At 58.6% G+C, this 12,829-nt stretch carries 12 protein-coding genes; 9 read left to right on the forward strand and 3 right to left on the reverse strand.

The window, feature by feature from the left end; genetic code table 11:
• Window positions 1–69: 69 nt before the first annotated feature.
• Both QMP16_RS02410 and QMP16_RS02415 read left to right on the forward strand, forming a co-directional pair.
• The gene (locus tag QMP16_RS02410; RefSeq protein WP_058271887.1) at window positions 70–516 is read left to right on the forward strand and encodes a type II toxin-antitoxin system RatA family toxin; all 447 of its coding nucleotides are present in this window, start codon (window positions 70–72) and stop codon (window positions 514–516) included.
• Between the two features lie 37 nt (window positions 517–553).
• The gene (locus QMP16_RS02415; protein WP_282151088.1) at window positions 554–1,849 is read left to right on the forward strand and encodes an MmgE/PrpD family protein; all 1,296 of its coding nucleotides are present in this window, start codon (window positions 554–556) and stop codon (window positions 1,847–1,849) included.
• Here the strand turns inward: QMP16_RS02415 and pyrC are convergent.
• Window positions 1,846–2,883 (reverse strand): dihydroorotase, encoded by a 1,038-nt coding sequence (pyrC, locus tag QMP16_RS02420; RefSeq protein ID WP_282151089.1) that lies wholly within the window; start codon window positions 2,881–2,883, stop codon window positions 1,846–1,848. The two genes, QMP16_RS02415 and pyrC, sit on opposite strands and share 4 nt — an antisense overlap.
• 154 nt (window positions 2,884–3,037) lie before the next feature.
• Between pyrC and QMP16_RS02425 the strand changes: the two genes are divergently transcribed.
• Window positions 3,038–3,946, forward strand: coding sequence for an AAA family ATPase (locus tag QMP16_RS02425; RefSeq protein WP_282151090.1), 909 nt, complete (start codon window positions 3,038–3,040; stop codon window positions 3,944–3,946).
• Window positions 3,946–5,202 carry a vWA domain-containing protein gene (locus tag QMP16_RS02430; protein ID WP_282151091.1) on the forward strand — a complete coding sequence of 419 codons (1,257 nt, stop codon included), beginning with the start codon at window positions 3,946–3,948 and terminating at the stop codon, window positions 5,200–5,202. Before QMP16_RS02425 ends, QMP16_RS02430 begins: the two co-directional genes overlap by 1 nt.
• Before the next feature lie 3 nt (window positions 5,203–5,205).
• Here QMP16_RS02430 and QMP16_RS02435 read toward each other — a convergent pair whose 3' ends face one another.
• Window positions 5,206–5,706 carry a hypothetical protein gene (locus tag QMP16_RS02435; RefSeq protein ID WP_082637106.1) on the reverse strand — a complete coding sequence of 167 codons (501 nt, stop codon included), beginning with the start codon at window positions 5,704–5,706 and terminating at the stop codon, window positions 5,206–5,208.
• A 242-nt stretch (window positions 5,707–5,948) separates the two neighbouring features.
• On the opposite strand from QMP16_RS02435, the gene QMP16_RS02440 reads away from it, so the two are divergent.
• The 5 genes from QMP16_RS02440 (at window position 5,949) to QMP16_RS02460 (ending at window position 11,879) form a co-directional block, all read left to right on the forward strand.
• Complete coding sequence (locus tag QMP16_RS02440; protein WP_282151092.1) at window positions 5,949–6,917, forward strand: XdhC family protein; 969 nt, start codon at window positions 5,949–5,951, stop codon at window positions 6,915–6,917.
• Window positions 6,914–7,915 carry a molybdopterin-binding protein gene (locus QMP16_RS02445; protein WP_282151093.1) on the forward strand — a complete coding sequence of 334 codons (1,002 nt, stop codon included), beginning with the start codon at window positions 6,914–6,916 and terminating at the stop codon, window positions 7,913–7,915. Before QMP16_RS02440 ends, QMP16_RS02445 begins: the two co-directional genes overlap by 4 nt.
• Before the next feature lie 151 nt (window positions 7,916–8,066).
• Window positions 8,067–8,552 carry a (2Fe-2S)-binding protein gene (locus QMP16_RS02450; protein ID WP_108858746.1) on the forward strand — a complete coding sequence of 162 codons (486 nt, stop codon included), beginning with the start codon at window positions 8,067–8,069 and terminating at the stop codon, window positions 8,550–8,552.
• Window positions 8,553–8,632: 80 nt separating this feature from the next.
• Complete coding sequence (locus QMP16_RS02455) at window positions 8,633–10,993, forward strand: xanthine dehydrogenase family protein molybdopterin-binding subunit (protein ID WP_282151094.1); 2,361 nt, start codon at window positions 8,633–8,635, stop codon at window positions 10,991–10,993.
• A gap of 94 nt (window positions 10,994–11,087) precedes the next feature.
• Complete coding sequence (locus tag QMP16_RS02460; RefSeq protein WP_282151095.1) at window positions 11,088–11,879, forward strand: FAD binding domain-containing protein; 792 nt, start codon at window positions 11,088–11,090, stop codon at window positions 11,877–11,879.
• Between the two features lie 47 nt (window positions 11,880–11,926).
• Here the strand turns inward: QMP16_RS02460 and QMP16_RS02465 are convergent, their stop codons facing one another.
• Complete coding sequence (locus QMP16_RS02465) at window positions 11,927–12,826, reverse strand: MurR/RpiR family transcriptional regulator (protein ID WP_282151096.1); 900 nt, start codon at window positions 12,824–12,826, stop codon at window positions 11,927–11,929.
• Window positions 12,827–12,829 lie beyond the last annotated feature (3 nt).

Raw genomic sequence — 12,829 nt, forward strand, 5'->3', positions numbered from 1 at the left:
CTGCCCCCTTGATCTTTGGCGCGCAACATACGACATGACGCGCCATTGTCACCTGAAAAACCGGACGCCATGCCTACTCATTCGGAAACACGTCACCTTCCTTACACTGCGCAGCAGATGTACGAGCTGGTCGCGGACGTGGCAAAGTATCCCGAGTTTCTGCCTTGGTGCGCGGCCGCCCGCATTCGTCGGACCTATGCGGCGGGTGAGGCGCAGGTCATGGAAGCGGATCTGGTGATCTCGTTCAAAGTGTTCCGCGAACGGTTTGGTAGCCGGGTGACATTGTTTGCCGATCAGAAAAGAATCGACACTGAATATCTGGACGGCCCATTCAAATACATGAAATCCGACTGGCAATTCGCTGACGCCGATGATGGCGGATGCAACATCACGTTCCACGTGGATTTCGAATTCAAGAACGCGATCCTTCAGGGGATCATCGGCGTGGTCTTCAACGAGGCTATGCATCGGATCGTTCAGGCCTTTGAGACCCGCGCGAAGGACTTGTACAGCTAGGTCTTTACCCCGGGTTGGCGGTCGCTAGACTGCGCCCATGACCGATTTTACCACATCACTGGCAGCCTTTGCGGCGGGGCCCATCACGACGACTTTGCAGACGCGGGTCGTTACGTCTCTTTCTGTTTTGGACTGGATTGCTGTCGGGCGTGCTGGAGTTGATGAGCCTGTTTCCCGGACAGTGCGCGACCTTGTGCTTGGTGAGGGGGGGGCGGAACAAGCGCGCCTTTTTGGCGGAGGTGGGGCGCCCCTGCGCGGTGCTGCATTGGTAAACGGAACCGTGTCGCATGCCCTGGATTATGACGACACGCATTTCGCCCATATCGGGCATCCATCGGTTGCCGTCCTTCCGGCGGCGCTGGCCATAAGCGAGTGGGACGACCGTATTTTGGTCGATTTCCTTGAGGCCGCGCTGGTTGGGATGGAGACGTCCATTCGGATCGGTCTCTGGCTGGGGCGTGATCACTATCAGGCGGGCTTTCACCAAACGGCAACGTCCGGTGCGTTTGGTGCGGCTGTCGCTGCAGGGCGCATACTGGGGTTCGACGTCGAACAGATGCGAAAAGTTCTGGGCCTGACGGCGACTAGGGCTGCCGGTCTGAAGGCGCAATTCGGAACGATGGGAAAACCTTATAACGCGGGTCTTGCGGCCTCTGCCGGGGTTGAGGCAGCTTTGTTGGTGGCATCGGGATTCGATCCCAATTCAGACGCGCTGGAAGGGTCCTATGGATTCGGCGCGACACATAAAGGACAGTCTGACATTGCAGCCTCATTGGATGGGCTGGGTGCGGAATGGCTTTTTGAAAGCGTCAGTCACAAGTTTCATGCCTGTTGCCACGGATTGCACGCCGCGCTTGAGGCCGCGCGCGACCTGGATATCGCCGAACCGGAAGTCGCCGAGATCAAGATCAAGACGCATCCAAGGTGGATGAGCGTCTGCAACCAGACATCTCCGCCAACTGGCCTTGGTGCCAAGTTCTCATATCGGACGGTGATTGCGATGCAGGCGCTTGGCTATGATACGGCCCTGCCAGGCAGCTATTCGGACAAGATATGCGCCGACCCGCGACTGGTATCCTTGCGGGACCGAGTCTCTGTCGAAGCGGATGACAGTTTGTCAGAAACGCAGGCGCAGCTGACCTTGTTGCGCCGGGATGGGGCATGGCGCGAGGCCACGCATGACCTGTTGGCCCCGATGACCCTGTCGGACCGTGAGGACCGCGTGCGCGGCAAGGCCAACAAGCTGATTGGAGCAGAGGACGCGGACGCGATCTGGTCGATGCTTCGCACCGGAGGCCGCGTCCGCGATTTGTCTGCGTTGCTGGAGGGTTAAGTCACGCGCCAGTGTAGCGGGAAACCCGGTTCAAACACTGTGACCGGTCCTTCGTCGCAGTCGATCTTTTCCGGGTATTCTACCGGTTCGCCTTTGGTCAGGGTGATGGTTTCCTCATTCACCGGAAGGCGATAGAAGGCCGGGCCGTTCAGAGACACAAAGCCTTCCAGCTTGTCCAAAGCGCCCTCGCGGTCAAACATCTCGGCCACAAGTGACATTGTATTGGTCGCGGTGAAACATCCCGCACACCCGCAGGCCATTTCCTTGTTGGCGTCGGTGTGGGGTGCGCTGTCAGTACCCAGGAAATACCGCGCATCGCCCGAGGTTGCAGCCGCCAGCAGAGCCAGTCGATGTTCTTCACGCTTGGCGACAGGCAGGCAATAGTAATGCGGCTTGATTCCACCAACGAGGATATGGTTGCGGTTGATAATCAGATGGTGTGCCGTAATCGTTGCACCCAGATCCTTGTCATTGGATTTGACATAATCGACACCGTTCGCGGTCGTTATGTGCTCCATAACCACGCGCAGTCCGGGAGTGGCCTTGCGGATCGGATCCAGAACACGGTCGATGAACACAGCTTCGCGGTCAAAGATGTCGATCTCGGCGTCGGTAACCTCACCATGCACACACATTGGGAGGCCAATCTCGGCCATCTTTTCCAGCACCGGACGCACTTTGTCGAAATCCTGCACGCCGGAGGCAGAGTTGGTCGTCGCGCCCGCCGGGTACAGTTTGACGGCTTTGACCAGACCGCTGGCGTGGGCTGCTGCCATATCATCGGGGTCCGTATCTTCAGTCAGGTACAGGGTCATCAACGGCTCGAACGTCATGCCTTCGGGCAGCGCGGCCAATATGCGGTCGCGATAGGCGGCGGCCTGATCGCCGCGCACGACGGGCGGCACAAGGTTCGGCATGATGATCGCGCGGGCAAAATGACGCGCGGTTTCGGGCAGGACGGCCTGCAACATCGCGCCATCGCGCAGGTGCAGATGCCAGTCGTCGGGGCGGCGGATCGTGAGGGTATCGGTCATGGCCTTCCGCTAGCACAGCGGACCCGGCGGTGAAAGACCTTCAATTTGGTCCCAGACCTTGTCAATCAGTCCGAACGTCGTAAGTCCCGGAAAGAACACGGCCTTGACGCGCGCGGGTGGTCATGACCTGTTGTGCCAAGGGAGAGATCGAAACATGACACAGCCAGATTCCATCGACGCCGTCCAATCCATGTTGGGTTCACAGGGCTATGTCTGCGGGCGCGCGCTGGCGACGGTGGTGTTTCTGTCCCTGAAACTGGGCCGACCACTGTTTTTGGAAGGTGAGGCCGGGGTGGGCAAGACCGAGATCGCCAAGGCCCTTGCCGCCGGTCTGAACCGGCGCTTGATTAGGTTGCAATGCTACGAAGGACTGGATGCCTCTTCTGCTGTTTACGAATGGAATTTTCCGGCGCAGATGGTGGCGATCCGCACGGCCGAAGCCTCGGGCGGGGCGGATCGGGGCACATTGCAGACCGAACTATTCTCGGACGAGTACCTGATCGAACGCCCGCTGCTGCAGGCAATGCGCCCGGATGAGCATGGTGCGCCGGTCCTGTTGATCGATGAGCTTGATCGCACAGACGAACCGTTCGAGGCGTTCCTGCTCGAAGCGCTCAGCGATTTTCAGGTCACGATTCCTGAACTGGGCACGGTCAAAGCACCGGAGCCGCCCATCGTTATCGTCACCTCGAACCGCACACGTGAGGTGCATGATGCACTAAAAAGACGCTGCCTCTATCATTGGGTCGACTACCCCGATTTCGACCGAGAGATCGAAATCCTGCACGCGCGCGCGCCGGAAGCTGCCGAAGCGCTTAGTCGTGAGGTCGTGGCCTTTGTTCAGCATCTACGCACCGAAGACCTGTTCAAGAAACCGGGTGTGGCTGAGACGATAGATTGGGCCAAATGCCTGCTTGCGCTGGACATCATCAACCTCAGCCCCGAAGTGATCGGAGACACCCTGGGTGCGATCTTGAAATACCAGGACGACATCCAGAAATTGCAGGGATCCGAGGCGAAACGAATACTGGATCAAGCCAAAGCGTCGCTGGAACCAGCCTGATGGCTGAACAGCTTCCGATCGACATTCCGGACAACCCCAAGCTGGCGCAAAACATCACCCATTTCGCACGCGCGTTGCGTAAGGCCGGGCTACCGATTGGGACGGGTCGAGTGGTGGATGCTATTCGCGCGGTGCAGGCGGCGGGGTTCACGGAAAAACAGGATTTCTATTGGACATTGCACGCCTGTTTCGTGAACCGCCCGGAACACCGCACTGTATTTGCGCAGGTCTTTCGCCTCTATTGGCGTGACCCCCGATATCTTGAGCACATGATGTCCATGATGCTGCCGGCCATTCGCGGCGTGCAGGAAGAACGCAAGGCTGACGCGGCCGAAAAGCGCGCGGCCGAGGCGTTGTTGGACGGGGTTGAACGTGATCTGCCCGAGGTGGCTGAGAAGGAAGAAGAATCCGAGTTAGAGATCGACGCCTCGCAAACGGCGTCCTCCGAGGAACGTCTGCGCAGTCTGGACTTTGAGCAGATGAGCACCGCCGAGATCGCGCAAGCCAAGCGCATGCTGTCGCGGCTTGCTCTGCCGGTGAAGCCCATAGAATCCAGGCGCGGTCAGGCTAGCCATCTGGGGCATCGCATCGACCGGGCTCGGACATTGCGCGCCGCGATGCGTCAGGGTGGAGAGTTGCGCGATATTGCCAAGCTGAAGCCGAAACCTCGATGGCCCAATCTTGTCGTGCTTTGCGATATCTCGGGGTCGATGAGCCAGTATAGCCGGATCGTCCTGCATTTCCTGCATGCGGTGTCGAACGCCAAAGGGGCAGGCTGGGCCAAGGTTCACGCATTCACCTTTGGGACGCGCCTGACGAATATCACACGTCATCTTCAGCAGCGCGACGTAGATGCCGCACTGGCCGCCGCCGGGGCTGAGGCGCAGGATTGGGAAGGAGGGACGCGGATTGGCGAGTGTCTGCACGCGTTCAACCGCGATTGGTCGCGGCGAGTTATGGGACAGGGTGCTGTGGTCCTATTGATCTCGGACGGGCTGGATCGCGGAGACCCCGAGGCGTTGGGTAAAGAGACGGAGCGATTGCACCTGTCTGCGCGTCGTCTGATTTGGTTGAATCCATTGCTACGGTGGGATGGGTTCGCGCCCAAAGCGCAGGGCGTCGCGACCATGCTGCCCCATGTTGACAGTTTCCGCGCTGGTCACTCGATCGCGTCGTTGGAAGATCTGGCCAATGTCATCTCGAAACCCGATGACGTGGGTGAGAAAGCGCGGTTGTTGTCCGCGCTTTCCGACTGAGTATCAGCTTAACTGTTCTTCGTTGCACTTGCGGGCCATTTCCATGGCTTTGTAAGTGCCGGTCAGATCAACGGTGAAGGCAAATTCCTTTTCCGGGAACACAACCATGACCTTTTGCTTGGCGAGGTCATCGGCGAATTGGGGATCGTCGGACAGGACGTAACCACCTGAGTAACCCTTGGTGATGTTGCCCTTCATACCGGTTGCTTCACCAACATAGATGTTGTCGCCCAGCAGGACCGCCACGGCTTCTTTCTCGCCACGCTTGATGTCGGTCTTGGCCTTGGTGAAGACGCCAACATAGCCCACGCCACGATCTTCGGTCAGGCCCATCTGAACGACGTTTTCAGCGTCATCAACAGCTTCGATCAGGCAGGATTTCTTGTCCTCGTCAATAAATACTTTCCAACCTTCAACCTCGCCATAACGCAGGAACGTGTCTGCGGATGCAACGCTTGCGGTGAACAGGCCAAGTGCCATTCCGAGTGTAAAAATGCGTTTCAACTCTCTGTCTCCATTGTCAAAAATTAATATGCGCATACTGGAATGCAGCAGCTACGCATGTAGGCTAGAATCTGGGCCGGGTGCAATCAATGATTTGTGGGCTGCTTGGCAATCTGGGCTTGTATACGCCGATGCAATTCTGAGTTTAACAGACAGGTCGAACATCCGGTATTCGCCTTAAGGCTTACTTTTCATTGCGCCAAACCTGCCTATGTTGGTTCAGAACAAGCCGGGAGGGTGCAATGGACAGATTCGACAACAGCCCAGAGACGGCCCTTAAATGGCATTCCGAGGGTAACCCAACCGCTCTGGCCACGGTGGTTGAAACCTGGGGCAGCGCGCCGCGCCGTGTCGGGGCTCAGTTGGTGATTGCCGCAGATGGTCGCATCGAAGGCTCGGTGTCCGGTGGCTGTGTCGAAGGCGCGGTCATCGTCGAAGCGCTTGAAGCGATGGACGAGGGTGATGCGCGGCTGTTGGAATTTGGCGTCAGCGACGAAGATGCTTTTGCCGTGGGTCTGGCCTGTGGCGGAACGATCCGTGTTTTAGTGGAACCTATCGGTTCGGTCCTGCCAGAATCCATGTTGAGAGATCTGGTCAAAGCCCGCGCACAGCGGGAACCGGTGGCCTATGAAGTTAATACCGAGACCGGTCATCGGGCTTTACGCCGCAAAGCCTATTCAAACCGAATGCGCATGGACCGATCAGGTTTTGAGGAGGACGGGCAGACATTTGTTGCAGTCCACAACCCTCCGCTGCGATTGATAATAGTGGGGGCAGTGCACATTGCGCAGGCTCTGGTTCCGATGGCCCGGATCGCCGGATATGATCCGACCATCATCGACCCGCGCGATGCCTTTGCGTCTGGTGCCCGATTCCCGGGCGAAACCATCCTGACTGATTGGCCGGACGAGGCGGTCGCCAAGCTGGGCATGGATACGCGAACCGCTGTTGTCTTGCTGACGCATGACCCCAAATTGGACGACCCGGCTTTGGAGTCTGCCTTGAAGGCGGGCGTGTTTTATATCGGGGCTCTGGGGTCCACGCGTACGCATGCCAAGCGGGTTGCTCGCATGAAAGAGGCGGGTTTTTCGGACGAACAGATTGCCCAGATCCACGGACCGATTGGATTGGACATCGGCGCGGCGGGTCCGTCCGAGATCGCGGTGGCCATCCTCGCCCAGATGACGGCCGTGCTGCGGGGCAAGGCGTGAAATTCGGTCCCGTTCCTGTCGCCGAGGCCACCGGCGCGATCCTTGCACACTCCGTCCAGGTTCAGGATACCAAGTTGCGCAAAGGATTGCTGCTGACTGCCGAACATGCGGCTCATCTGGGTGCAGCTGGATATGATGAGGTCACAGTTGCGCAGCTTGAGCCCGGCGATTGCCACGAAGACGAGGCTGCTGAAATGTTGGCCGCAGCGCTTGCGCCTGATCCAGACGCTGCCGGTTTACGGGTAACGCAGCCGTTTACCGGGCGCGTGAACTTGCTGGCCGACGGGCCGGGTGTTGTCGAATTGGACGTTGCGGCCCTGCAGAAGTTCAACTGCGTTAATCCTATGATTACAGTAGCGACGGTGCCGCAATATCAACAGATGGGCCCGGGTGGGATGGTCGCCACGATCAAGGTGATATCCTACGCCGTTCCAAAGGATGACGTCGTGCAGGCCGCTGGTCTGGCTAGGGCCTCGATTCGTCTGGTGGCACCGGTACATAAAACGGCAGGGCTGATCGTAACGGATATTCCCGGAGGTCCCCCCAACGAAAAGGGGATCGCAGCCATTCGCGGCCGGGTAGAAACCCTTGGCATGGACCTCAGCGATGTACGGATCGTTCCACACAAAGCCGAACCGCTGTCGCAGGCTATTTCAGAGGCTGCCGGTGACATTGTGATGATCCTGACCGGCTCTGCGACATCTGATGTTTTTGATGTTGCACCTCAGGCCGTGCGGGCGGCTGGCGGTCAGGTGGATAGGTTCGGCATGCCAGTCGATCCCGGTAATCTGCTGTTTCTTGGATCACTCGGCCCAAGGCCAGTAATCGGATTGCCCGGATGCGCCCGTTCGCCTGCATTGAACGGCGCGGATTGGGTCCTGTCGCGGGTTGCTTGCGGCATCGAAACAACCGGCGCGGACATTGCTGGGATGGGGGTTGGCGGGCTGTTGAAAGAAATCCCGACGCGGCCGCAACCACGCGCGTCGCGCAAAAGGTGATGTGGCAGATTTTAGCTTTTCTTCTTAGGCGGCTGAGATAGAGAAGACGACCCCTACGAACGTCGGATATTGGCGCTAAATATTTTTGTTCTCAAACAAATTTTCCCGTGTTTAACTCGGGACGAAGAATAATACGAAATGGGAGGAATCTATGACACAGGTCTCAATGACCGTGAACGGAAAGTCCGTGAGCGGTGACGTCGAGGGCCGGACGTTGTTGTCCGGTTTTCTGCGTGAACACCTGTCGCTGACTGGCACTCATGTCGGATGCGATACCGCGCAGTGCGGCGCGTGCGTCGTGCATGTGAACGGCGAGGCGGTCAAATCCTGTAACATGCTGGCGCTTGAGGCGGACGGGGCCGATGTCGGCACCATCGAAGGCCAGGCCAACGCGGATGGTTCGCTGAATGTGATCCAGCAAGCATTTCAGGACCACCATGGCCTGCAATGCGGCTTCTGCACGCCAGGCATGGTGATGAGCGCGGCCGCGCTGTTGAAAGAGAACCCGCGGCCGACCGAGGCTGAAGTGCGCAAATATCTGGAAGGCAACCTGTGCCGCTGCACCGGATACCACAACATCGTCAAGGCGATCATGGCCGCATCGGGTCAGGACGTCAGCAGCATCGCTGCCGAATGATGCCGCTGCGGGCGTCCAAATAAACGCCCGTGGGATGACATAGGGTGCACACGCATCCGTTTATGGGAGGAGAACAAGCAATGCCCAAAGACAGTGGCATCGGAGCCAGTTCCAAGCGACGCGAAGACGTACGCTTTCTGACCGGAGCGGGAAATTATACCGACGACATCAACGTACATGGCCAGGCTTATGTACATTTCCTGCGGTCCGACATTGCGCATGGCCGCATCAATATTATCGACACCTCAGCCGCCGAAGCTATGCCGGGAGTGGTCAAGGTTTTCACCGGCAAGGATTTCGAAGGCGTGGGCGGGATGCCATGCGGCTGGGAAGTGACCGACAAGCACGGCGCGCCGATGCAGGAGCCGCCGCACCCGATTCTGGCGCAGGGCAAAGTGCGCCATGTGGGCGACCCGATTGCGGCCGTTGTGGCCGACAGTCTGGAGCAGGCCCGTGATGCGGCCGAGGCTATCGATCTGGATATCGAAGTACTGCCAGCTGTCATGAACATGAAGACCGCCGCACAAGATGGGGCGACGCTGGTCCATGACGATCTGAAGAACAACATCTGCTATGACTGGCAGTTGGGTGAGACTGACGACGCCAAGGTCGATGAGGTCTTTGCCAATGCAGCGCATGTCACGACGCTGGATCTGGTCAACAACCGGCTCGTCGCCAACCCGATGGAACCGCGTGTGGCGGTGGGTGAGTACAAGCCTGGCACGGGCGACTACACGCTCTTTACCACTTCGCAGAACCCGCATGTGATTCGTCTGCTGATGTGCGCCTTTGTTCTGGGCCTGCCCGAACACAAAGTGCGCGTGGTAGCCCCGGATGTGGGCGGCGGTTTTGGCACCAAGATCTTCCACTATGCGGAAGAAGCGTTCTGCACCTTTGCCGCCAAGGCCTGCAACCGTCCGGTAAAGTGGACATCCAGCCGGTCCGAGGCGTTCATGTCGGATGCCCATGGTCGCGACCATGTCAGCAAGATCGAATTGGCACTGGACGCAGACAACAACTTTATCGGTCTGCGCACGAACACCTATGCCAATCTGGGTGCGTATCTGTCGACTTTCTCCAGCTCGGTTCCGACCTGGCTGCACGGCACTCTGATGGCGGGCAACTACAAGACGCCAGTCATTCAGGTAAACGTGAAGGCGATGTTTACCAACACCGTACCGGTGGACGCCTATCGCGGTGCTGGACGCCCCGAGGCGACCTATCAGCTGGAGCGTGTCGTTGACAAAGCCGCACGCGAGTTGGGTGTTGATCCGATTGCCCTGCGCCGTCAAAACTTTATCACTCAGTTCCCCTATGACACTCCGGTCGCACTGACCTACGACACCGGGAATTACAACGGGACGATGGACAAGCTTGAGGTCGCTGCCGACCTGGCTGGATTTGCCGCGCGTCGTGCGAAAAGCGAAGCCAACGGCAAACTGCGTGGTCTGGGCATTAACTGCTATATCGAGGCCTGCGGTATCGCGCCTTCGAACATCGTCGGCATGCTGGGGGCCCGTGCGGGTCTGTATGATGCCGCAACTGTTCGGGTGAACGCCACCGGTTCGATCAGCGTCATGGTGGGCGCACACAGCCACGGGCAGGGGCACGAGACAGCCTTCCCGCAGGTTGTGGCCGACATGATCGGCATTGATGAGTCAATGGTCGAGATCGTGCATGGCGACACCTCAAAGATCCCGTTTGGCATGGGGACCTATGGCTCGCGTTCGCTGGCGGTTTGTGGCTCGGCCATGGTCAAAGCGACCGAGAAGGTGATCGAGAAAGCCAAAAAGATCGCAGCACACCTGCTGGAGGCGTCCGAGGCGGATATTGAACTGAAAGACGGTCAGTTCAGCGTCGCGGGTACCGACAAGTCGGTGGCTTGGGGTGATGTAACCCTGACGGCTTATGTACCACACAACTATCCGTTGGAAGTCGAACCTGGGTTGGAGGAGACCGCGTTTTACGACCCGGCCAACTTCACTTATCCGGCCGGTGCATATGCATGCGAGGTCGAGGTTGACCCCGAGACCGGTCAGGTCACCATCGAGGCTTTCAATGCCGCAGATGACTTTGGCAACATCGTCAATCCTATGATCGTCGACGGTCAGGTCCATGGCGGCATTGGTCAGGGCATAGGTCAGGCTTTGCTTGAGAATTGTGCCTATGACGAGAACGGTCAGTTGCTGAGCGCGTCCTTCATGGACTACGCGATGCCGCGAGCGGATGACGTGCCATTTTACGGTGTGGATCATTCCAGCCAGACACCCTGTACGCATAACCCATTGGGTGTGAAGGGCTGCGGTGAAGCTGGTGCAATTGGCTCGCCGCCGGCGGTGGTCAATGCGGTGTTGGATGCGCTGAACTCGGGCGGCAAGGCGGTCGATCACATCGATATGCCGGTGAGCCCGTCCCGCGTCTGGGCGGCAATGAACAGCTGATTGGTCGGGTGGTCTGGGGGCTCTGCCCCCAGTCACTCGGGATATTTTTAGCCAGATGAAGGGCGGATCCGCGCCTTTCGGAAAGGAAAGCGAAATGTACAATTTCGAGTTTGAAAAGCCCTCGACCGTCGCTGACGCCGTTTCGGCGCTGGGAGGCGAGGATGCACAGGCGTTGGGGGGCGGCCAGACGCTGATCCCAACGTTGAAACAGCGATTGGCGGCGCCGTCTACGCTAGTGTCTCTGGGTGGGATTCCCGACATACAGGGCGTCTGTATCGAGGATGACGGGTCGGTGGCCATTGGTGGCGCAACAACCCACGCAACTGTGGCGTCGGAGGCCGCCGGCAACTATCCGGCGCTGGCCGCACTGGCTGGGCAGATCGGCGATCCGGCAGTGCGCAATCGGGGAACTATCGGTGGCTCACTGGCCAACAATGATCCGGCCGCTTGTTATCCGGCGGGCGCTTTGGGATCAGGTGCGACGATCATCACCAATACGCGCCAAATCGCAGCGGATGATTTCTTCGAGGGTTTGTTCAGTACAGCCCTGGAGGAAGGTGAGATCATCACCACGGTCAATTTCCCGGTGCCACAAGCGGCCAGCTACCAGAAGTTCCTGCAACCCGCATCGCGCTTTGCGCTGGTTGGTGTGTATCTGGCACGTTTCGCCGACGGTGTTCGCGTTGCGGTAACAGGTGCCAGTGAGGATGGTGTGTTCCGCTGGTCCGAGGCCGAGGAAGCCCTGAACAAGGAGTTTCGGCAGGATGCATTGACCGGGCTGAGCATCAATCCCGCGAACATGATTGCCGACTTGCACGGCAGCAAGGCGTACCGCGCGCATCTGGTCAGTGTAATGACCAAGCGGGCCATTGAAGCCTGCATGTAAGCCCAAAACTGTCAAAAAAGCCCCGGACCTTATGGCCGGGGCTTTTTTTATTTCCGTCTTATTCTGGGCGGCTGGGATGGTTGCCAGTATGCGCCTGTGTCTTCCCGGGACTTTTGGTAATTGTCCACGCGATCGCGCGCGACGTCGCCGCCGGCTTGAAACAGGTGACCCAAAAGGCATTCCAGGACCACCATGGCCCCGGCATAGTTTGAGAAGTGGTGCAGAGATCGCGTGCTGACGGGGAAAACCACGTCCGGCTCGACCCCGGGTGCGATCACTTCGCTGTCGGCAATCAGGATGAGCGGCATGTTCATGCGTCGCGCCATTCGCATGGATTGGATAGTGTCAGCGGAATAGGGGTGGACGGTGATGGCGATCAGGCAGTCGTTGGGATTCGCATCCAACAGATCATCTGCCGCGGACCCCGTGTGGCGCGGAATAAGTTGCAGACCAGGGTGAGCCATGCGTCCGGCGTATGAAAAATAGTAAGACAAGGCATAGCTGGCGCGGGTGGCCGTGACAAAGCACCTGTCAGCAGACGTCATAATTTCAACAGCGCGCTTGACGCGTTCAGGGTTCATTAACCTCAGCGATCGCATAACGACGTTCTGCGCATTCTGGGCAAATTTTGCCTGAGCGGCACTGAATGCGTCACCGTCTTGCATGTCGGCAAGCCAACTTTGACTCAGATGATCCTCACCATCTGTGACCAACGCATCGCGGAACGGAGCGCGCAGGCCGTCGAAGCGGTCATATCCCATCCGATCCGCCAGCCGGACCAGAACGTTCGAGCTAACGCCGATCTTTGCTGCGGTTTCTCGAATTGAGTCCAGCCCAAAATCTCCGGGATGGTCGAGGATGTATTTTGCCGCCATCTGCAATCCGGGTGGCAACTGGTCGATCTGCTGTCGCAGAGCTTCGGTAAGCTGGCTCAAAGACTTGGTCATCCG

This window comes from Ruegeria atlantica (assembly GCF_947495585.1).
Classification (GTDB): Bacteria; Pseudomonadota; Alphaproteobacteria; order Rhodobacterales; family Rhodobacteraceae; genus Ruegeria; species Ruegeria atlantica_G.